Genomic DNA, 18,537 nt, shown 5'->3' on the forward strand with positions numbered 1-18,537 from the left:
GGCTCAGGCTCGCCGACTGGCGCGCTGGCTGCGGTAAGTATCGAGCACCACCGCGATCACGATCACGGCACCGGTGATGATACGTTTGGTCGGCTCGGTGGCGCCAATCTGCGCCAGCCCTGCCGCCAGTACCGAGATGATCAGCACGCCGAAGAAGGTACTGATGACCGAGCCACGCCCGCCCATCAGGCTGGTGCCGCCGATCACTACCGCAGCGATCACTTGCAGCTCCAGGCCGGAACCGGCGTTGGGATCGGCCGCTTCCAGGCGCGAAATCTGGAACAGCGCCGCCACACCCGCCAGCAGGCCCATCAGGCTGAACACCAGGATCTTGTAGGGCTTGGGATTGATACCCGCCAGGCGCACGGCCTCTTCGTTGGTGCCGATGCCGATCAGGTAGCGACCGAACACGGTACGGGTCAGCACCAGCTGCGCGGCGATGATCACCAGCAACGCGATGATGAACGAAGGTGAAATGCCGAAGGCCACCGGGTTGGACAGCCAGGCAAACGAATCACCGATGTATGCGGTACGCGAGCCGGTCATCTGGTACGCCACGCCGCGCGCCATTTCCAGCACGCCGAGGGACACGATGAACGACGGGATCCGCCAGGCCACTGTGATCGAACCGGTAATGGTCCCGGCCAACGCGGCGCAGCCCATGCCCAGCACGGCTGCCGGCAACACACTCCAGCCCCAGCCGAGAATCGCCACACTGACGGCCGATGCGGCCAGGGCCAGCACGGAGCCTACCGACAGGTCGATGCCGCCAATGATCAGCACGAAGGTCATGCCGACTGCCAGCACCATCAGGTCGGGAATCTGGTTGGCCAGGGTGCTGAAGGTGTCGTACGAGAGGAAGTGGTCGCTCAGGAACGAGAACAGCGCAATCATCGCCAGCAAGGCGCCGGCCAGGCCCAGGTAGGTGCCCAGGCCATAGAAGTTGCCGCCACGTTTTGCGGGGGAGGAAGTGGTTTTCATGGGGTATTCCTAGGCGCTGCGTCGTTGAGCAGCGCATCACGTTTCTGATAGCCGGCAAAAGCAGCGGCAAGCAATTCGTCCTGGGTCCAGCTGTCGCGCTCGAAGGTCTCGATCAGGCGCCCGGCGGAAAGTACGCCGATGCGGTCGCAGATCAGCATCAACTCACGCAGGTCGCTGGACACCACCACCAGCGCCTTGCCCTGGCGGGTCAGGTCGCCGAGCAACGCATAGATATCGAATTTGGCGCCGACGTCGATGCCTCGGGTCGGTTCATCGAACAGCATCACCGCGCAATCGCGCTCCAGCCAGCGGCCAATCACCACCTTCTGCTGGTTGCCACCCGACAGCTCGGACACCAGCTGCGCCGGACTGGAACTGCGGATACGCATGGCGTCGACCTGCCGCTTGGCCAAGGCCGTTTCGTCACGACTGTTCACCAGGCCACCGCTGGACACCTTCGGCATGTTGCCCAAGGCAATGTTGGCGCCGATGGATTGGGTCAGCAGCAGGCCTTCGCCCTTGCGGTCTTCGGTGATCAGGGCGATGCCATGGCCAACCGCGTCGACGGGCGAGCGAATGCTGACGACTTGCGCAGGTGTGCCCAGGGCCACGGTGCCGCTGTCGGCCAGGTCGGCGCCGAAGATCAGGCGCAGCAACTCCGTACGGCCCGCACCGATCAGGCCGGAGATGCCGTAGATTTCGCCGGCACGCACTTCAAACGACACGTCGCGGACCTTGTCCGAGCGGGTCAGGCCTTTTACCGTCAACAGCGGCGCGCCGATGGTGCGCGGGCCCAGGTCGATTTTCTCGCCCAGTTCGCGGCCCACCATCAGCGTGACCAGTTGCTCACTGTTGTAGTTGGCCATCGGCTCGACACACACCAGCTTGCCGTCACGCAGCACCGCAATGCGCTGGGCAACCCGGGCCAGTTCTTCGAGCCGGTGGGAAATATAGATAATCGCCACGCCCCGGGCCTGCAGGCGGGTGATTTGTTCGAACAGCATCTCGACTTCACGGGCGGTCAGCATCGCTGTGGGTTCGTCGAGGATCAGTACGTGGCAATCGCCAATCAGGTTGCGGGCGATCTCGACCATCTGTTGGTGGCCGATGCCGAGGCTGCCGACCAGGGTGTCCGGGTCGATAGCGTCCAGGCCGACCTGGGCCATGGCTTCAATGGCGGCCTTGCGCAGTTGCTTGCGGCTGATCCAGCCACCGTGGCTGGGCAGGTTATCGAGGAACAGGTTTTCAGCGACCGTCAGGGTTGGCAGCAGGTTAAGCTCCTGCATGACCATGCGGATGCCCTGCTCTTCAGCCTGGGTCCGGCTGCCTGGCGTGTAGGCCTGGCCATTGAACTGCATCTGGCCGTCGGTCGGGGTGACCAGCCCGCCGATGATTTTCGACAGGGTGCTTTTCCCCGCGCCATTCTCACCGGTAAGCGCCAACACCTCCCCACGATTGAGCGTCAGGGTGATGTCGGACAGAACCGGTTGGGCATAGGTCTTGCCGATACCGCTGACCGAGAGGACAGCGTTCGGTGCGGAAGATGACATAGGAACGTCTCCAGGCGTCCGCTCGGGTGAGCGGACGCTGTTTTGTGCTGCCGGGGAATTACTTCTTGAGGATGAGTTCGACCGGGGTTTCGATCATGCCATCCACGGCATCGACTTTTTCACCCTTGACCAGCTTCAGAGCGTTCTGGATACCGAAAACGGCTTGCTGGGCAGCAGCCTGGTCGGCGGTGGCCAGGACACGGCCGTCCTGCAGCATCGGCTTGATGGCCTCGATGTTGTCGTAGCCTACGACCAGCACCTTGCCAGCCTTGCCGGCGCCACGTACGGCGGATACTGCGCCCAGTGCCATGTTGTCGTTACCGGCCAGCAGTGCCTTGATGTTCGGGTTTGCCTGGAGCATGGCAGCGGCAATTGCGTTGCCCTTGTCGATTTCCCACTCACCGGATTGGGTGGAGACGATCTTCATGCCGGCGGCATCCATCGCGTCCTTGAAGCCAGCGGTACGCTGCTGGGCGTTGGTGGTGGTGGACACACCTTCGATGATGCCAACCTGGTCACCCTTGGTGAGGTGCTTGGCCAGTTCTTCACCGACCAGGCGCGCGCCCTTGCGGTTGTCTGGACCTACGAACGGGATATCAAGGTTTTTGCTTTTCAGTACATCCACATCAAGACGGTTGTCGATGTTGACGACCTTGATGCCTTTGTCGGAGGCCTTTTTCAGCACGGTGACCAGGGCTTTCGAGTCGGCGGGAGCAATGACGATCGCGTCAACCTTGGACAGGATCATCTGATTGACGATATCGATCTGCGCACTGGTATCGGTTTCGTTCTTGATCCCGTTGGTGATCATGTCGAAATCGGCGGAGTGGGCCTTCTGGTATTCCTTGGCACCGTCTTGCATGGTGACGAAGAATTCGTTGGCGAGGGATTTCATGACCAGGCCGACCTTGGGTTTGGCGGCGGTCTCGGCAGCAAATGCAGAGGAAAGAGGCAGGGCAGCGGATGCGGCAGCAAGCACAGCGACAGCAAGAAGACGTCCAGCAAATGGCAGCTTCATGGGTTCACTCCGATCTTATGATTATTGTGAGCAACGCTTGCACCGAAGAACGCTTCGGCAGCCAACCCACCCGGGCGACTGATACGAGCTTTCACGACACTCGAGGAGGACCCGTGAAACATCTCGCAAACGTTTGCGTTAGATCAAACTATGAGAAGCTTGTCGAGATTTGTCAACGGGAGAAAACAGCCTTTTGTTGAATCCGCTTTACGCCCTGCCCTCGAAGCCATCCGGTACCCCCTTTAAACATCCGCGTTGCTGGATCGTTCTCTGAAACGACAGGTCGCGGCGTGCCTCCTGCGTTTAAAACCAAACTTTTCCGTCATCCTTTTCGGACAACCGAACACCCGCGCACCGCTTTGTTCGGAAAGCCGGACAGAAGACCAAGCCATTTACTTACAAATCAAACAAATATAGATATAAATCAATAGGTTAAATTCTATTGCCAAACAAAATCCCGCTGGTACAAATCCTGCTCTTACTCAGCACCTCGTGGCGTTCAGAACCGCCCGGGTGTTTCTAGATGAACCTGCATCAGCACTCATCAAAACTAGAGAGAAGAATAATGAAATCTGCGTTGAAAACTTTCGTACCGGGCGCGTTAGCCCTCCTGCTGTTGTTCCCCGTTGCCGCTCAGGCAAAAGAAGCTGAAACCCAGCAAAAACTGTCCAACGTGGTGATCCTTGCCACCGGCGGCACCATCGCCGGCGCCGGCGCCAGCGCGGCCAACAGTGCGACCTACCAGGCCGCCAAGGTCGGCATCGAACAATTGATCGCCGGTGTTCCTGAGCTTAGCCAGATCGCCAATGTCCGCGGCGAACAAGTATTGCAAATTGCCTCCGAAAGCATCACCAACGAAAACCTCCTGCAACTGGGTCGTCGTGTCGCCGAACTGGCCGACAGCAAGGACGTCGACGGCATCGTGATCACCCACGGTACCGACACCCTGGAAGAGACTGCCTACTTCCTCAACCTGGTGGAAAAGACCGACAAGCCAATCGTCGTGGTCGGCTCGATGCGCCCAGGCACCGCCATGTCGGCTGATGGCATGCTCAACCTGTACAACGCCGTTGCCGTCGCCGGCAGCAAGGACGCCCGCGGCAAAGGCGTACTGGTGACCATGAACGACGAGATCCAGTCGGGTCGCGACGTCAGCAAGATGATCAACATCAAGACTGAAGCGTTCAAGAGCCCATGGGGCCCGCTGGGCATGGTGGTAGAAGGCAAATCCTACTGGTTCCGCCTGCCAGCCAAGCGTCACACCATGAACTCGGAATTCGACATCAAGACCATCAAAAGCCTGCCGGACGTCGAAATCGCCTATTCCTATGGCAACGTAAGCGACACCGCCTACAAGGCTCTGGCCCAGGCCGGCGCGAAAGCCATCATCCACGCCGGTACCGGCAATGGTTCGGTGTCGTCCAAGGTGGTGCCTGCCCTGCAGGAACTGCGCAAGCAAGGCGTACAGATCATTCGCTCTTCCCACGTGAATGCCGGTGGTTTCGTTCTGCGTAACGCCGAACAACCAGACGACAAATACGACTGGGTAGTTGCCCATGACCTGAACCCGCAGAAAGCCCGCATCCTGGCCATGGTCGCCCTGACCAAGACCCAGGACAGCAAGGAACTGCAACGGATGTTCTGGGAATATTGATCGCTCCCGGGCCCGGCCGGCAACGGTTGGGCCATCCCGCTCGTGGCGTACCGCGAGCGGGTCTGATTTCCTCCGCTTTACCCCCGCGCAAAAAACCTTTGAAAAACAAAGCTTTCCTACACCAAATCGGCAAAACCACTGTCAGAAGAAATTCTTGAATTTTAAGCAGTTGCGAAATTGCCCACAGTTAAATACTGTATGCACGTACAGCCCAATAAGGAATACTCCGTGGCAAAGCCTTCTTCCGCAGCACCCGCAGCGCCTGACGCCTATCAACGCCTGGCCGTTCGCGTGCAAAAAATCATCAATTCCACCAACGCCCAGAAGAACAAGGCGGCGTTGATCTTCCGTTTGCCGGAGGAACCGGAAGACGAGTGGGCACGACTACTGGAGGAGATCGCAGAAAACGACAACGTCACCCTCGCCTATCGCGATGACGGCGGCGTGCAGATTTTCTGGGTTGTGCCGAAGGAAGATTGAGTCAATGAGTGTCCGTTTTATCAGTCTGTTGTGTGTGTTTTTTGCTGTTACCGCTCAAGCCCAAGCCCCCAAGACATTCAGCGAAGCCAAGAAAATCGCCTGGAAACTGTATGAACCGCAATCCACGGAGTTCTATTGCGGCTGCAAATACAACGGCAACCGGGTAGACCTGAAAGCCTGCGGCTATATCCCGCGCAAAAACGCCAACCGGGCGGCACGTATTGAATGGGAACACATTGTTCCGGCCTGGCAGATCGGCCATCAGCGCCAGTGCTGGCAGGATGGCGGGCGCAAGAACTGCACCCGCAAGGACGCGGTCTACAAGCGGGCCGAAGCCGACCTGCACAACCTGGTGCCGAGCATCGGCGAGGTGAATGGCGACCGAAACAATTTCAGTTTTGGCTGGCTGCCGGTACAAAGCGGCCAATATGGATCATGCCTGACCCAGGTGGACTTCAAGGCCAAGAAGGTCATGCCCCGCCCTTCCATTCGCGGCATGATCGCCCGAACCTATTTCTATATGAGTAAGCAGTATGGCCTGCGCCTGTCGAAACAGGATCGCCAGCTGTATGAAGCCTGGAACAAGACCTACCCGGTACAGCCCTGGGAACGCCAGCGCAATCAAACCGTGGCGTGCGTGATGGGGCGCGGCAATGAATTTGTCGGCCCGGTGAACTTGAAAGCCTGCGGCTGAACGAAAAAAGCGGGAGCGCCATGGCCTCCCGCTTGTCGACTCTTTACTGCGCAACCTTGTGTTCGATGACCTCGGACACCGTGTCATTCTTCTTCGCAGTGGCCAGTTTCTCGGTCAACTGCGCTTGTTTCGCCTCGGCCTCGGCTTTGGTGCTGAATGGGCCCAGCAGCACCTGGTCCTTACCGTCTTCCTTCGCCAGATAGAAACTGAAACCGTGTTCCAGCAACCACGCGGTCAGGTCAGTCATCGCCTGCAGCTTGTGATCCGGCGGCCCCACCCATACATCCCATTCTTGAGAGGCGATCGCGCCGACCGCAGGTTGCGCCTGGGCGGGCGCCTCGGCAACGGCAGGCCTGGCCTTGGGGGCGTCGACACTTTTACCTTCACCGCAACCGGCCAATGCCAACACCGCAATTGCCATCGCTACTTTACGCACTACCCTGCTCCTTAGAGGATCAAAGAGGCGACTTTATCATTCACTGTCTATTCTGGCCGTCATAAACGTTGGCTTAAACAATGCGAATGATGTATCGCAGACCTGTATGATGGCGGCATGGGAATTAATGCCGCCTCTATGCGTCCTAAAAGAGGCAGCCACAGGGAAGCGCTTCGCAGTAAGCTACACACATCCGACATCTGCCCTGTCTGAAACATGTGTCCTTCAAAGCAATCAAGGAGAAGTCCATGCTGATACTCACCCGCAAAGTCGGTGAAAGCATAAACATCGGTGATGACATCACGATCACCATCCTGGGCGTTAGCGGCCAGCAAGTAAGAATCGGCATCAATGCTCCAAAGGACGTTGCCGTGCATCGCGAGGAGATCTACCAACGTATCCAGGCGGGCCTGACGGCTCCGGATAAAAACCAGACACCTTGAAGCGCCTCCAGTAGCCAGCCCTTTCGTTCACTGTAACGGCTGGCGAAAACCTCTTTCAGCCTGCTCGCGGCTTCCCGCGGCCAGCGCGCCCTATTCCCTTGTTCCAGCGTCAGGCCAGCGTCATCCCAGGCCGACACCGCGTGCCATGCCACTCGCTGCAATCATCATCAGCACCAGCAGTAACGCCTGCACATGGCTGATGCGCGCAAAAAGACCTGCCTGGTGCAAATCGAGGCGCGTGCCACGCGCCAACGCGATGCGCCATTTGATAAAGCGAATCATCGGCGCGAGCTCCAGTAACAAAATTAATACAAGCAGCGTCATCTTCACGTGAAACAACGGCTGGTGCAGGTAATAATCACTGCCCTTTTCGTAGCCGCCAAAGGCCCGCAGGCCACCGGTTACCAATAACACCAGGGCACTGATTCCCCAGATGTTGTCCGCGATCAATACGCGGCGCAGGGTGGATGAGTCACTATCAGATACACCGCGCAATGCCTTGCCACGCGCAAGCACGGCCGACAATGCCATGGCGAATGCCAGTAAATGGACTGCTGCAAGAAACCACTGAACCAACATAAGGCGTACTCCCTTTTGTATGACACATGGCAGGAACACTTCTCAGTAATAGTCGCTGGCTGCGTTCAACGCATGAAACAGCCTGCAAACAAAGGGAACTTGTGGAGTTTTCCAGGGCCGAATCTCGTGACAAATCCCCTACAGTCTGCAGCGCGCCAAGGAGCACGTTGATGAGGCGTACCGTTAAACAGCCTTACTTATCCAAGTCTTGGTTGATTGTCACGCTGATCAGCGTGGCGTTTGTGGCGCTGGAGTATGGCCTCAAGTTCGAAATCGAAGGTTCCTCCGACAAAGCCTACTCATGGCTGGACCTGACGCTGTTCCTGAGCGCGTACTTGTTTTTCTTCTGCCTCAAGCCCATTCAGGTCGCCGTCCATCGCAGACTGTGCCGGCGCGCGCCTCACAGTGATCGCCGCAAAGCCTCATCCTGACGGCTTTGGGTTTCATCTTGAAGTTCGTTGCCCCAGCGCGGTGTATCCCGCAAGCGGGTTGAAACCGCCGCCGCAGTTGCTATCAGATCGCCGGTATTTACAGCTGCGCGACACAACCTATGCTTGGGCATGCACGGTCGGTGAAAGGTTGTAGCGCTGATGGACACACTGAGTAAAAGCGAAATCGAATCAGCACTGGCAGCGCGCCTGCCGAGCTACAAAATCGTCTGCACCCTGCATGCCGATGGCACGCTTTCCGCGATTCTCAGCGGCCCGGAAGCTGATCACTTTGCAGTGACCGGCATCGTCCGCGCCCACCATCGAGGGCCGGAGGCGATTGCCAGGCTTGCCAGCGAAATCCTCAAGGAAATGGTCTTGTCCCGCCAGGGGCTCAAGGGCAACCGCCTGCAGACGCTGACTGGAAACGGCTCCAACGTTGAACCGCCCCTTTACGAAGAAGGCCGATCCGGGTAACCGGGTCGGCCTTTTTTTACGCCAGGCGCTGTAGATGCAACAGCCCGGCTTCGTCCCGCTGAACCTGTAGACGCTCATACCCGTCAATCGAAGGATGCGCGGTGACCATGGGCACAAGGTGGGTCGACGTCACCACCATCACATCGGCCCCCGCCGCCTCGCCGGCGCGAATCCCGACGCTGGCATCCTCAAACACCAGGCAGTCCTGTACCGGTACTCCCAGCCGTTGCGCACCGAGCACATAACAGGCCGGATCCGGCTTGCCGCTGGCGACATCCTCCGCGGTGACCAGCACCGCCGGCGGGTTGATCCCGGCCGCCTGCATACGGCGCAGAGCCAGTGCCTTGGGGGCAGACGTAACCAGCGCCCATTGATCGCCGGGCAATGCGTTGAGGAATTCCACCGCGCCCGCAATCGCCACCACCCCTTCCACATCCTCAAGTTCAGCCTCGGTAATCCACTGCGCCTCAGCCTGCGCGTCCACACCGGGCAACGCCTGGCGGGTGATGGTATCGATGGCCCGGGCACCATGGATGGTCTTCAGAAAGGCCTCGACATCCAGCCCATGGCGTTCAGCCCAGGTGGCCCATACGCGCTCGGCGGCGGCAATGGAGTTCAGGAGTGTGCCATCCATATCGAACAGAAAGGCGCGGTAACGGTGGGCGAATACAGCTGAATCGCGGGTGGACACTGCTCGGCTTCCTCTTGCTTTCGTCACCCGGTCTTGGGCGCTGACGAACCACTTGCCTGGTGCAATCTACGGATCGGCCCAAACGCTGTAAACCTTCCCGTGGTTTGTATCGGACTGTATGGGAACCCCGCCTGGATACGCGAACCCGCATTTCGCCACGCCTGGGCACACATGGCAGATACACCCCGGCGATTAACTACGACCACCAGCCAATCCGGCTGGCTCACGCGTAGGAGACTCATCATGTTCAATCTCTCGAAAGCTTCGTCCCTGGTACTCGGCCTGACTGTCATCGCGGGCCTCGGGCTGTCATCCATGGCGTCGGCCGACACCCACGCTGGCGCGGTCAAAGACCAGTCATCCCACCTGCTCGCCGAGGGCGGCGCAGATCGCCTGCACGAACGCGGCCTGGCGGAAGGCGGCGCTGAACGCCTGCAAGCAGCCCGTACTGTCTGATGGGTCACCGTCCAACCAGGGCAGCCTTCCGGCTGCCCATTGCATTACAAACTTGTCATCAAGCTGTCAGTGTTGCCCGCACCCTCACTTCATACAGTGAAGTCGTCAGTCACCCACAGCGGGTGACCCAACTTCCCACTGAAAATGAAGCGAGCCCGCCCATGAAACCTGCAAGCAAACTCTGCCTGATCGCCGCCAGCCTGTTGATGCTGGGGACCGGCGCCGCCGTGGCCGGCCCGATTGCACCGGTGAAAGCCAATAACGTAGTGCTGGTACACGGCTCCTGGGCCGACGGTTCCAGCTGGTCCGAAGTGATTACCCGCCTGCAGGCCGCCGGCTTGCATGTAACCGCCGTGCAAAACCCGCTGACCTCGGTGGCGGATGACGTCGCTGCCACCAATCGCGTACTCGATCAACAGGACGGTCCTACCGTGCTGGTCGGCCATTCCTACGCCGGCACCGTGGTCAGCGACGCCGGGGCCAACCCCAAGGTCAGCTCCCTGGTATACGTCGCCGCCCGCGCTCCGGACGCCAACGAAGACTTCGTCGCCCTGTCCGCCAAGTACCCAAGCACTCCCGTGCGGGCCGGTGTGGTGGAGCACGACGGTTACCTGACCCTGAATCAGGACGCCTTCCTCAAGTACTTTGCCGCCGACGTACCCCACGCCAAGGCCATGGAGCTGTACGCCGTGCAACAACCGATCGCCAAGACCCTGTTCAGCGGTCGCACCGTCAACGCCGCGTGGCACACCAAGCCGTCCTGGTATGCGGTGTCCAGCAATGACCAGACCATCAACCCGGACCTGGAACGCTTTCTCGCCAAGCGCATGAACGCCACCACCATCGAGCTGCCATCGAGCCACTTGTCCCTGGTTTCCCACGCCAAGGAAATCACCGACCTGATCCTCGAAGCGTCCGGCCGCCAGCCTTAAGCCCTTCATTACGATCTTGTCATCATCCTGTTGGCTGGCTGTTTGTGTCGCCTGGTTACTGTGAACTCACTGCCGGATACCGGCAGCCAACCCTTAAAGAGAGATACCGCCATGAAACTGTTTATCCTCGGCTTTGCTGCCCTCCTCGCCACCGGCTCGGCCTTTGCCGATACCACCGCCACCACCTCGGTGATCCATGACACCCCCGGCTTCTTCATGCACATGGACGTGGCCAAAGTACTGTCGAGCACCGATACCTACGGCCAGTGCGGCATTGTCCCTGCGCGCCTCGACTACCTCGACAGCCAGGGCCGCGAACACGTGCTGGACTATCAAGTACAGGGCATCGGCTGCCCCAATGACAATTGATCGGGCTACACTTGCGCCACGCAAGAACTGCACATCACCAGGGCGAATTCCATGAATATCCTCGTAGTCGAAGACGAGCCCAAGGCGGGCAACTACCTGCTTAACGGCCTGCAGGAACTGGGTTACTCCGTGAGCCTTGCCCGCGATGGCGTGGACGGTTTGCACCAGGCCCTGGAAACCCCGTTCGACGTGATCGTGCTGGACGTGATGATGCCGAAGATGGACGGCTGGGAAGTGCTGCGTCGCCTGCGCAAGGAAGCCGACACGCCGGTGCTGTTCCTGACCGCCCGGGACGATATTGCCGACCGCATCAAGGGCCTGGAACTGGGCGCCGACGATTACCTGATCAAGCCGTTTTCCTTCGCCGAACTGGTGGCGCGCCTGCGCACCCTGACCCGGCGCGGGCCAAGCCGTGAAGAAGAACACTTGCAGATCGCCGACCTGCAGATCGACGTGCTCAAGCGCCGCGTCAGCCGTGGCGGCGTGCGCATCACCCTGACCAACAAGGAGTTCGCCTTGTTGCACTTGTTCGCCACCCATCAGGACCAGGTACTCTCGCGCTCGCTGATCGCCTCAAGGGTGTGGGACATGAATTTCGACAGCGACACCAATGTGGTCGACGTGGCCGTGCGCCGCCTGCGCCTGAAAATCGACGACCCGTTCCAGCTCAAGCTGATCCATAGCGTGCGCGGCATCGGCTATCGCTTCGATACGCAACCATGAGCAAGCCCCGGCATTACTCCCTGACGCTGCGCCTGGCGCTGATCTTCGCCCTGCTGGCGTTCGCCCTGCTGGCAACCCTCGGCGTGGCGCTGTACCGCGACCTTGAGCGCGAACTGATCCACCGCGACGACGCTGCGCTGATCTACCGCGTCGACCAACTGCGCAACCTGCTGAACGACAGCAACACCCTGGACCTGATCAAGACCAAGCCCGAACTGTTCCAGAACATGCTGGGCAACCGCGAATCGGTGCTGAGCATCGCCGCACCCGGGCAGAAACCGCTGCTGGAAGTAAACCCCGGCAACATCGACATGCCCGACGTTGCACCGGTGCCCCGGGACCACGCCCTGGAATTCGCCGACGTGCAGCATTTACCCGGCGTCAATGGCGTCCCCTTCTCCACCCTCGCCGCCACCATCGATTCAGGCGACCTGGGCAGCCTGCAAGTCACTACCGGGCGGTTGATGACCGAGCGCACCGCAGTGCTCGCCAGCTACCGGCTGAGTGTCTATATCCTCGCCAGCATCGCGGCATTGGTACTGGCGGTGGTCGGTTACCTGATGGTGCATCGCGGCCTGCTGCCATTGCGGCGCCTGGCCGTGCATGCCCAGGGCATCGGCGTCGGCAACCTCGCCGCGCGCCTCGACAGCCACGGCGCCCCCAAAGAACTGCTGCCGATGATTGATTCGTTCAACACCATGCTCGAACGCCTGGCCAAGGGTTTTGTGCAACTGGGCCAGGTCTCCACCGACATGGCCCACGAACTGCGCACGCCGATCAATAACTTGCTCGGGGAAACCCAGGTGGCGCTGCAGCAACACCGTAGCATCGAGGCCTACCAGCAACTGCTGGCCTCCAACGTCGAAGAACTCGAACGCCTGGCGCGCATGCTCGACAACATGCTGTTCCTGGCCCGCACCGACCCGGCCAGTGCACTGCGCCAGCGTCAGGAACTGGACGCGGCCGACGAAGTGGAACGCATGGCCGACTACTTCGAAGGCCTGGCGGGCGATGTCGACATCAGCATCCTCGCCCAGGGCGCCGGTGTGATCTGGGCCGAGCCGATGCTGCTGCGCCGTGCCCTGGCCAACCTGTGCGCCAACGCCATCAAATATGGTGCGCCCGCCTCTGAACTGCTGATCCAGGCCACACCCTGCGCCGAAGGCATCAACCTGACGGTGACCAACCACGGCGCGACCATCCCGGCGGAGCACTTGCCCAGGTTGTTCGAGCGGTTTTATCGCGTGGATGAATCACGGGAGCGTTCGGCGCATTCCAATGGATTGGGGCTGTCGATTGTCGCGACCATCATGCAGTTGCATAACGGCCGATACAGCGTGAGCAGCGAGAACGGTGTGACCTGCTTCGCGTTGTTTTTCCCGGGACGCGAAGCCGAAAACCTCAGCTGACTTGCCCACCCGCTTCAGTGATATCCACCAGGGTATTCCAGGCCGTCAGCAGCGCAATCCGCAAGCCCTCGACCTGCATCGGCAACGCCATCGAGGCCGGCTCGGGTATTCGGCCCGCCACCTGCTCGGGCAGCCACGGCACATGGATGAAACCGCTGCGTACCCCTGACCCGGCGAGCGCGTGCTGCAACAGATAGAACACCTGGTTGCATACGAAAGTGCCGGCGGTTTGCGACACGCTGGCCCCAATGCCGGCCTCGCGCACGGCCCTCACCATGGCCTTGCTCGGCAAGGTGCCGAAGTAGGCCGCAGGGCCGCCGGGCAGCACTTCCGTGTCGACAGGTTGCTCACCCAGGTTGTCCGGGATCCGCGCGTCGTTGAGGTTGATCGCGACCCGCTCGATGGAAATATCACTGCGCCCGGGGCCCAGCCCGACAGCAATGACCATCTGCGGGCGGTGTTCGGCCAACAGCTGAGCCAGGCGCTCGCCCGCCGTGGCAAAGGCACAGGGTAACTGCCGCGCGACAATCCGCACATCAGCGCCCAGCGGCACACCCTCCAACAGTCGTACCGCCTCCCAGGACGGGTTGACAAGGTCTTGGTCAAACGGTTCGAAACCCGTCAGCAATACAGTGCGCATTACAGCCTCACATCAGCAGGTAGAGCAGGACAATATTGACCACCAGCATCATCAACGCGGTCGGCATCTGTGCCTTGATGACCGCGTTTTTATCCGGCAGCTCCAGCAACGCTGCCGGGACAATATTGAAGTTGGCCGCCATGGGTGTCATCAGCGTACCGCAGTAACCGGAGAACATGCCGATGGCAGCCATCACCGCCGGGTTGCCGCCGTAGATGCCTACCAGCACCGGTACGCCAACGCCGCCGGTCATCACCGGGAAGGCGGCAAAGCCATTGCCCATGATCACGGTAAACAGTGCCATGCCCAACACATACACCATCACCGCTACCAGCTTGTAATCCAGGTTGATATAGGTGGTGGTGATGTGCGCCACGGCCGTCCCCACGCCCGCTTCGTTGAACAACAGCCCGAGCATCGCCAGCATCTGCGGCAGCACCATCGCCCAGCCCAGCGCTTCGGTGAGGCGCCGGGATTCGCGAAGGGCTTGCACCGGGGTGTCCCGCGTCAGCCAGCAGGCCAGCGCCAGTGCAATCAGGCAGCCGATACCCAGGGAAACAAAGGTGGTGTTCTTCGGGTCCAGCAGCGGCACGCCGCCGATCTCGGTGTGTTTGAGCAATACCGAGCCGATCACCGTGGTCAACGGAATGGCCAATGCCGGGATAAACAGTTTATGCCCCAGGCGACCAGCGCTGGCCCGTGCGGCCTTGTCATGCAACTGGGCATGCGCGCCGCGGCCTACACCGCCCAGGCCCGCGATGAGTGCCATCACCACCACGCCCACGCCGACCACCACCGAGGGCAGGCGCTCCCCCACCAGGAACGGAATGGCAAACAGCAGCCAGAACAACGAACTCGACCAGCGCCTGGGGTGGGTGCGATCCATCAGGATCATCCCGGCGGTGATCACCAGCAGAACGCCGGCCAGCCAGTACAGGTATTGAATGGAAATGATCATTGCGCCGCCTCCGCTGTGTTGGCCGGCAACAGCTCTCGGGTCAGCATTCGGTCAAAGCGGTGCAAGCGCATGGCGTGAATGATGAAGGCGCAGATCGCCGTCGGGATGCCCCAGACCGCAATGTGCAGAGGCTCGACATCAATCCCCGAACCCAGCAGGAAGGTGTGCATCAACGCAATCGCACCAAAGGCGACGAAGATATCCTCGCCAAAAAACAGCCCGACGTTGTCGGTCGCGGCACACATGGCCAGGACCTTGTGGCGAAGCTTGTCGGGGAGTTTGCCATAGCGTTTTTCCGCCGCACCTTCCGCCATCGGCGCCAGCAACGGGCGCACCATCTGCGGATGCCCGCCCAGGCTCGTCAGGCCCATGGCCGCTGTGGATTCACGCACAAACAGATAGATGATCAGCAAGCGCCCAACCGTGGCCCGCTCAAAGCGCGCGATCCAGTTTTGTGCATGCAGGCGCAAGCCATGGCGCTCCAGCAAGCCGATGACAGCCAGGGGCAACAACAGGATCAATTGCAAGGCGCGAGTCTGGAGGAAGCCGTCGCCCATGGTGGCGAGGATCTTTTCCAGTGGAAAGTGGGCGGCAAACCCGGTGGCAATCGCTGCCGCCGTGACGACCAGCAGCGGATTGAAGCGCAACACAAAGCCGACCACGATGACGAGTACGCCAATCAGCGGCCATAGGTTCACAACAGTTTGCATGGTGGTGAGGTCCTTAAGTGCGCGCTGCGGCGCCAGTAAAGCAGGTAGTGAACAAAGGGTTCACTGCAAGAAAACGGCGTGCAGCCCGGCTCGATTTTTTATTGTTGACCTGGAAGGTCGAGCGTCAGTGGCCGCATCTTTGCTGCTTGGGGAGGGAGGTGTCCAACAAGAAAAATTGTTGCTGCAATCCAATAAAGTTTGTGGGTGTTTGAAGCGTTAGAGGGCATTTGTCGGCCCGTTTGAAGAGAAGGCCCAGGTGCAGAACGTGCTCAGGTACTTGAAGTCCGATAAAGGGCTGGACGGCTTGGTCACGTGGCGGTCGGTGACCCGCTAGCCCTCAGCCCAGGTGCTTCTGGAAAAAGTGGCGCGTGTGTCCTGGCGGGTACTCGGCAATATGCCCGAACTCGCTGAAACCCAGCTTCCGGTAGAACCCGGGCGCCTGGAAGCTGAAGGTGTCCAGCCAGATCCCCGCACACCCTTTCTCCCGTGCCAGCTCCTCAGCCGCGCGCATCAGCCGCGAGCCCATGCCTTGAGTGCGCATTGACTCAGGCACGCTCAACAGCTCAATGAACATCCAGCCATAGGAAATTTTCCCGTACAGGCCGCCCACCACTTCCTGGCTGGCGGGATCACGCAGTAACAGCCCAAACGTTTCGAACGGGTTCTCGCCGCATTGGCTGATGTTGTATGCCCTCAGCGGCTGAAGGATGGCCTGGCGCTCTTGCTCCGTAACTTCAAAAGACAACTCTATCGCTGATGCCATCTCAATCTTCCTGATGTGAATGCCCAATTCTGCGGACACTACCAGCGATAGCCACCTGTCGCATACAGGACAGTCTTTGCGCCCTCAGCTACACACAGGTCGCAACCGCCCGCGGGCATGCACTTCACCGCCAGTACTCTTGGAGCACCACCCGGGAGATTTCCAATGACTCTACGCGCTTGCTTGGCCGCTCTATTGGTACTGACCGCCTCCACCGCCTTTGGCGCTCCCCGCTACGATCACCTCTATGCGTTCGGCGATAGCTACTCCGATAACGGTGCGGGTGAACGCTTCACCAAGACCCTGGCCACTCTGAAGGTCAAGGATGCCCAGGAACTGCCCGGCTCGTTGTACTGGAAGGGCCGCTGGAGCAATGGCCCGACTGCCGTCGAGAACCTGGCCCACGCCTTGAAAACACCCTTGACCGATTACGCGGTGGGCGGCGCCAAGAGTGGCAATGGCAACTACTACGCCTGGATGGAGCCCGCCCGCGACACCGGCGTTTCAGGCCAGATCGCTGACTACCTGAAGTCCGCCAAGGCACACAAAGCCGACCCGAAGGCGCTGTTTTTCATTTTCATCTCGGCCAACGACTTTTTTGAATGGGCCGACTTCTCGCACACCGAGTCGGTTGCCGTACTTAGCCAGAACAGCGTGGCAAATATTCAGAAAGCCACCGAGACACTGATTACAGCGGGCGCAAAACACGTGATGGTAGTGGGCACCACGGATTTGAGTCATGTGCCAGCCGTGGTGCAGGGCAATCAAGTCGAGAACGCGAAAAACTACCAGCAGGTACTGGAACAAGAACTGCCGGTTGTGCTGAGCACATTGGCTAAGGCGCATCAGGTCAGCATCAGCTACTTCGACCACGTGGCGTTCAGCGACAAGCTGCGCGCAGCTCCCCAGGTGGCGGGGTTGAAAGACCTGGATACGCCCTGCCAACACACCTATCCGGACGTGAAGCCGGTGTGTGAAAACCCGGATGCGCATTACTACTGGGATGAATGGCATCCGACGCGCAAGGTGCATGCGCTGGCAGCACAGGCGATGCTTGAAACGTTGAAGGCCGGCCAGTGATTACCCAGGTGACGCCGTCCTACTGAGTCAAGGCGAACACCCACCGATAACCGCTTCTCTTCTGAACGAATCGGGAGAGCCCCCGGTGCTTTTGTCGGTGACATCCACCACGCAGCCACTCACCGGCACGGACTGGATGACTTGATAAGTCGCACCAACGGCAGGGATAAAACTGACCAGGTTTGCGCAACTGCGAAGAGCGTTGGCGCCCTCCTTGTTGGCGCCACCGCTGCTCATGACATTCACGTAGATCCAATTAGACATCACCGCACACTGGTCGCCTGCCGATACTGGCGCGGCGTAAACCCGGTCAACGCCTTGAACTGCCGGGTAAACGCACTGTGGTCGGTATACCCGCACTGCAACGCCACCTCAGTGATCGGCAGCTCGGTATGCAGCAGCCGGTGCGCATGTTCCAGGCGTACCTTCTGGATCATCTGGCGCGGTGTCAGGTGGAACACGCGCTTGCAGTAGCGCTCCAGTTGCGCCACGGAAATCCCGGCGATCCGCGTCAGTTCACCCAACGTGACCCGCCGATTGAAATGCGCCCGGATGTGCTCGTCCACCGCCGCCAGCCGTTGATAGGCCGGGTGGGTTTCGCTGGCGGTTTGCAGGTCGACCGAGATGCCCGCCAGGCCGATGATTGCAGCGTCGCGGCTGTACAGCGGCCATTTGTGGGTCAGGCACCAACCCGGCTCGCGGGTACCGTACAAATGCAATTCCAACTGGTCTTCGAGGACAAATCCCTGCTCCAGCACCCGCCGATCCTGCTCGGTATAGCCGGGCCCCAACTGCGCGGGAAATACCTCGGCGCTGGTTTTTCCCAACAGCGGTTGCAAGTCCTTCAAGCCGCACCGCTGCACCAAGGTGCGGTTGGCCAATACGTAGCGCGCCTGCACGTCCTTGATAAAGATCGCGGCATTGGGAATCACGTCCAGCATCGGCAACAGCAACCCCACGCCGGCCAGTAATTCTTCGATGGTCTGTGGACGATTCGACCCGCTCCCTTGGCATAGGGTCGCGAACGCGCTCTGCATCATGACGCTCTCTCCTGCATTTTGCGGAC

24 protein-coding genes are annotated in these 18,537 nt (G+C 60.1%); 12 read left to right on the forward strand and 12 right to left on the reverse strand.

The window, feature by feature from the left end:
* Nucleotides 1-3 precede the first annotated feature (3 nt).
* From HX805_RS13610 to HX805_RS13620, 3 genes are read right to left on the reverse strand one after another with little or no spacing between them, the layout of a single operon-like run.
* On the reverse strand, nucleotides 4-981 hold the full coding sequence (locus tag HX805_RS13610; RefSeq protein WP_003219960.1) for an ABC transporter permease: 978 nt from the start codon (nucleotides 979-981) through the stop codon (nucleotides 4-6).
* Nucleotides 978-2,531, reverse strand: a complete 1,554-nt coding sequence (locus tag HX805_RS13615) for a sugar ABC transporter ATP-binding protein (protein ID WP_008438693.1) — start codon at nucleotides 2,529-2,531, stop codon at nucleotides 978-980. Before HX805_RS13615 ends, HX805_RS13610 begins: the two co-directional genes overlap by 4 nt.
* Nucleotides 2,532-2,589: 58 nt before the next feature.
* Nucleotides 2,590-3,549 carry a sugar ABC transporter substrate-binding protein gene (locus HX805_RS13620; protein WP_177116930.1) on the reverse strand — a complete coding sequence of 320 codons (960 nt, stop codon included), beginning with the start codon at nucleotides 3,547-3,549 and terminating at the stop codon, nucleotides 2,590-2,592.
* Nucleotides 3,550-4,114: 565 nt separating this feature from the next.
* On the opposite strand from HX805_RS13620, the gene HX805_RS13625 reads away from it, so the two are divergent.
* The 3 genes from HX805_RS13625 to HX805_RS13635 all read left to right on the forward strand — a co-directional run bounded on the left by HX805_RS13625 (nucleotide 4,115) and on the right by HX805_RS13635 (nucleotide 6,377).
* Nucleotides 4,115-5,203, forward strand: a complete 1,089-nt coding sequence (locus HX805_RS13625) for an asparaginase (protein ID WP_003219965.1) — start codon at nucleotides 4,115-4,117, stop codon at nucleotides 5,201-5,203.
* Nucleotides 5,204-5,431: 228 nt separating this feature from the next.
* A complete protein-coding gene (locus HX805_RS13630; RefSeq protein WP_008438695.1) occupies nucleotides 5,432-5,683 on the forward strand; it encodes a DUF1654 domain-containing protein in 252 nt (83 codons plus the stop codon).
* Nucleotides 5,684-5,687: 4 nt separating this feature from the next.
* The gene (locus HX805_RS13635; protein WP_177069221.1) at nucleotides 5,688-6,377 is read left to right on the forward strand and encodes an endonuclease; all 690 of its coding nucleotides are present in this window, start codon (nucleotides 5,688-5,690) and stop codon (nucleotides 6,375-6,377) included.
* A 43-nt stretch (nucleotides 6,378-6,420) separates the two neighbouring features.
* On the opposite strand, the gene HX805_RS13640 is transcribed toward HX805_RS13635, so the two are convergent.
* Entirely contained in the window at nucleotides 6,421-6,798 is a 378-nt protein-coding gene (locus HX805_RS13640) for a hypothetical protein (protein ID WP_032899812.1), read from the reverse strand.
* A gap of 263 nt (nucleotides 6,799-7,061) precedes the next feature.
* Between HX805_RS13640 and csrA the strand changes: the two genes are divergently transcribed.
* Complete coding sequence (gene csrA, locus HX805_RS13645) at nucleotides 7,062-7,256, forward strand: carbon storage regulator CsrA (RefSeq protein WP_003192511.1); 195 nt, start codon at nucleotides 7,062-7,064, stop codon at nucleotides 7,254-7,256.
* 120 nt (nucleotides 7,257-7,376) lie between these two features.
* On the opposite strand, the gene HX805_RS13650 is transcribed toward csrA, so the two are convergent.
* The gene (locus HX805_RS13650) at nucleotides 7,377-7,835 is read right to left on the reverse strand and encodes a DUF2214 family protein (protein ID WP_177116931.1); all 459 of its coding nucleotides are present in this window, start codon (nucleotides 7,833-7,835) and stop codon (nucleotides 7,377-7,379) included.
* A 170-nt stretch (nucleotides 7,836-8,005) separates the two neighbouring features.
* Between HX805_RS13650 and HX805_RS13655 the strand changes: the two genes are divergently transcribed.
* Nucleotides 8,006-8,266, forward strand: coding sequence for a hypothetical protein (locus HX805_RS13655; protein WP_003219977.1), 261 nt, complete (start codon nucleotides 8,006-8,008; stop codon nucleotides 8,264-8,266).
* Between the two features lie 159 nt (nucleotides 8,267-8,425).
* Nucleotides 8,426-8,740 (forward strand): hypothetical protein, encoded by a 315-nt coding sequence (locus HX805_RS13660; RefSeq protein WP_008438700.1) that lies wholly within the window; start codon nucleotides 8,426-8,428, stop codon nucleotides 8,738-8,740.
* Between the two features lie 16 nt (nucleotides 8,741-8,756).
* On the opposite strand, the gene HX805_RS13665 is transcribed toward HX805_RS13660, so the two are convergent.
* The gene (locus HX805_RS13665; RefSeq protein ID WP_003219982.1) at nucleotides 8,757-9,431 is read right to left on the reverse strand and encodes an HAD-IA family hydrolase; all 675 of its coding nucleotides are present in this window, start codon (nucleotides 9,429-9,431) and stop codon (nucleotides 8,757-8,759) included.
* A gap of 243 nt (nucleotides 9,432-9,674) precedes the next feature.
* On the opposite strand from HX805_RS13665, the gene HX805_RS13670 reads away from it, so the two are divergent.
* From HX805_RS13670 to HX805_RS13690, 5 genes are all read left to right on the forward strand, one after another.
* Nucleotides 9,675-9,887 (forward strand): phage infection protein, encoded by a 213-nt coding sequence (locus HX805_RS13670; protein ID WP_102368534.1) that lies wholly within the window; start codon nucleotides 9,675-9,677, stop codon nucleotides 9,885-9,887.
* Between the two features lie 161 nt (nucleotides 9,888-10,048).
* Nucleotides 10,049-10,819, forward strand: a complete 771-nt coding sequence (locus HX805_RS13675; RefSeq protein ID WP_003219984.1) for an alpha/beta fold hydrolase — start codon at nucleotides 10,049-10,051, stop codon at nucleotides 10,817-10,819.
* Nucleotides 10,820-10,930: 111 nt separating this feature from the next.
* Nucleotides 10,931-11,188, forward strand: a complete 258-nt coding sequence (locus HX805_RS13680; protein ID WP_003219985.1) for a DUF2790 domain-containing protein — start codon at nucleotides 10,931-10,933, stop codon at nucleotides 11,186-11,188.
* A 51-nt stretch (nucleotides 11,189-11,239) separates the two neighbouring features.
* Entirely contained in the window at nucleotides 11,240-11,911 is a 672-nt protein-coding gene (locus tag HX805_RS13685) for a heavy metal response regulator transcription factor (RefSeq protein WP_003219986.1), read from the forward strand.
* Nucleotides 11,908-13,320, forward strand: a complete 1,413-nt coding sequence (locus tag HX805_RS13690) for a heavy metal sensor histidine kinase (protein WP_003219987.1) — start codon at nucleotides 11,908-11,910, stop codon at nucleotides 13,318-13,320. Before HX805_RS13685 ends, HX805_RS13690 begins: the two co-directional genes overlap by 4 nt.
* Here HX805_RS13690 and pcp read toward each other — a convergent pair.
* From pcp to HX805_RS13710, 4 genes are all read right to left on the reverse strand, one after another.
* Nucleotides 13,313-13,960, reverse strand: a complete 648-nt coding sequence (pcp, locus tag HX805_RS13695; RefSeq protein WP_177080689.1) for a pyroglutamyl-peptidase I — start codon at nucleotides 13,958-13,960, stop codon at nucleotides 13,313-13,315. The genes HX805_RS13690 and pcp overlap by 8 nt on opposite strands.
* 7 nt (nucleotides 13,961-13,967) lie before the next feature.
* A complete protein-coding gene (locus HX805_RS13700; protein WP_102605117.1) occupies nucleotides 13,968-14,918 on the reverse strand; it encodes a DUF979 domain-containing protein in 951 nt (316 codons plus the stop codon).
* Entirely contained in the window at nucleotides 14,915-15,628 is a 714-nt protein-coding gene (locus HX805_RS13705; protein ID WP_177048065.1) for a DUF969 domain-containing protein, read from the reverse strand. The genes HX805_RS13700 and HX805_RS13705 overlap by 4 nt, the downstream gene beginning before the upstream one ends.
* Before the next feature lie 337 nt (nucleotides 15,629-15,965).
* A complete protein-coding gene (locus HX805_RS13710) occupies nucleotides 15,966-16,391 on the reverse strand; it encodes a GNAT family N-acetyltransferase (RefSeq protein WP_177021776.1) in 426 nt (141 codons plus the stop codon).
* Between the two features lie 165 nt (nucleotides 16,392-16,556).
* Between HX805_RS13710 and HX805_RS13715 the strand changes: the two genes are divergently transcribed.
* Nucleotides 16,557-17,471: an SGNH/GDSL hydrolase family protein gene (locus tag HX805_RS13715; protein ID WP_177116932.1), complete on the forward strand. Its 915-nt coding sequence runs from the start codon at nucleotides 16,557-16,559 to the stop codon at nucleotides 17,469-17,471.
* A 27-nt stretch (nucleotides 17,472-17,498) separates the two neighbouring features.
* Here the strand turns inward: HX805_RS13715 and HX805_RS13720 are convergent, their stop codons facing one another.
* On the reverse strand, nucleotides 17,499-17,735 hold the full coding sequence (locus tag HX805_RS13720; RefSeq protein WP_177116933.1) for a hypothetical protein: 237 nt from the start codon (nucleotides 17,733-17,735) through the stop codon (nucleotides 17,499-17,501).
* The gene (locus tag HX805_RS13725) at nucleotides 17,735-18,511 is read right to left on the reverse strand and encodes an AraC family transcriptional regulator (RefSeq protein ID WP_177009388.1); all 777 of its coding nucleotides are present in this window, start codon (nucleotides 18,509-18,511) and stop codon (nucleotides 17,735-17,737) included. Before HX805_RS13725 ends, HX805_RS13720 begins: the two co-directional genes overlap by 1 nt.
* Nucleotides 18,512-18,537: the final 26 nt, after the last annotated feature.

The organism is Pseudomonas sp. G5001 (genome assembly GCF_013385475.1).
Lineage (GTDB): Bacteria > Pseudomonadota > Gammaproteobacteria > Pseudomonadales > Pseudomonadaceae > Aquipseudomonas.

What these genes read in the sequence shown, in the direction of transcription:
- HX805_RS13610 (WP_003219960.1), bottom strand. Translation starts at nt 981, where the DNA reads ATGAAAACCACTTCCTCCCCCGCAAAACGTGGCGGCAACTTCTATGGC.
- HX805_RS13615 (WP_008438693.1), bottom strand. Translation starts at nt 2,531, where the DNA reads ATGTCATCTTCCGCACCGAACGCTGTCCTCTCGGTCAGCGGTATCGGC.
- HX805_RS13620 (WP_177116930.1), bottom strand. Translation starts at nt 3,549, where the DNA reads ATGAAGCTGCCATTTGCTGGACGTCTTCTTGCTGTCGCTGTGCTTGCT.
- HX805_RS13625 (WP_003219965.1), top strand. Translation starts at nt 4,115, where the DNA reads ATGAAATCTGCGTTGAAAACTTTCGTACCGGGCGCGTTAGCCCTCCTG.
- HX805_RS13635 (WP_177069221.1), top strand. Translation starts at nt 5,688, where the DNA reads ATGAGTGTCCGTTTTATCAGTCTGTTGTGTGTGTTTTTTGCTGTTACC.
- HX805_RS13640 (WP_032899812.1), bottom strand. Translation starts at nt 6,798, where the DNA reads ATGGCAATTGCGGTGTTGGCATTGGCCGGTTGCGGTGAAGGTAAAAGT.
- csrA (WP_003192511.1), top strand. Translation starts at nt 7,062, where the DNA reads ATGCTGATACTCACCCGCAAAGTCGGTGAAAGCATAAACATCGGTGAT.
- HX805_RS13650 (WP_177116931.1), bottom strand. Translation starts at nt 7,835, where the DNA reads ATGTTGGTTCAGTGGTTTCTTGCAGCAGTCCATTTACTGGCATTCGCC.
- HX805_RS13655 (WP_003219977.1), top strand. Translation starts at nt 8,006, where the DNA reads ATGAGGCGTACCGTTAAACAGCCTTACTTATCCAAGTCTTGGTTGATT.
- HX805_RS13660 (WP_008438700.1), top strand. Translation starts at nt 8,426, where the DNA reads ATGGACACACTGAGTAAAAGCGAAATCGAATCAGCACTGGCAGCGCGC.
- HX805_RS13670 (WP_102368534.1), top strand. Translation starts at nt 9,675, where the DNA reads ATGTTCAATCTCTCGAAAGCTTCGTCCCTGGTACTCGGCCTGACTGTC.
- HX805_RS13675 (WP_003219984.1), top strand. Translation starts at nt 10,049, where the DNA reads ATGAAACCTGCAAGCAAACTCTGCCTGATCGCCGCCAGCCTGTTGATG.
- HX805_RS13680 (WP_003219985.1), top strand. Translation starts at nt 10,931, where the DNA reads ATGAAACTGTTTATCCTCGGCTTTGCTGCCCTCCTCGCCACCGGCTCG.
- HX805_RS13685 (WP_003219986.1), top strand. Translation starts at nt 11,240, where the DNA reads ATGAATATCCTCGTAGTCGAAGACGAGCCCAAGGCGGGCAACTACCTG.
- HX805_RS13690 (WP_003219987.1), top strand. Translation starts at nt 11,908, where the DNA reads ATGAGCAAGCCCCGGCATTACTCCCTGACGCTGCGCCTGGCGCTGATC.
- pcp (WP_177080689.1), bottom strand. Translation starts at nt 13,960, where the DNA reads ATGCGCACTGTATTGCTGACGGGTTTCGAACCGTTTGACCAAGACCTT.
- HX805_RS13700 (WP_102605117.1), bottom strand. Translation starts at nt 14,918, where the DNA reads ATGATCATTTCCATTCAATACCTGTACTGGCTGGCCGGCGTTCTGCTG.
- HX805_RS13705 (WP_177048065.1), bottom strand. Translation starts at nt 15,628, where the DNA reads ATGCAAACTGTTGTGAACCTATGGCCGCTGATTGGCGTACTCGTCATC.
- HX805_RS13710 (WP_177021776.1), bottom strand. Translation starts at nt 16,391, where the DNA reads ATGGCATCAGCGATAGAGTTGTCTTTTGAAGTTACGGAGCAAGAGCGC.
- HX805_RS13715 (WP_177116932.1), top strand. Translation starts at nt 16,557, where the DNA reads ATGACTCTACGCGCTTGCTTGGCCGCTCTATTGGTACTGACCGCCTCC.
- HX805_RS13720 (WP_177116933.1), bottom strand. Translation starts at nt 17,735, where the DNA reads ATGTCTAATTGGATCTACGTGAATGTCATGAGCAGCGGTGGCGCCAAC.
- HX805_RS13725 (WP_177009388.1), bottom strand. Translation starts at nt 18,511, where the DNA reads ATGATGCAGAGCGCGTTCGCGACCCTATGCCAAGGGAGCGGGTCGAAT.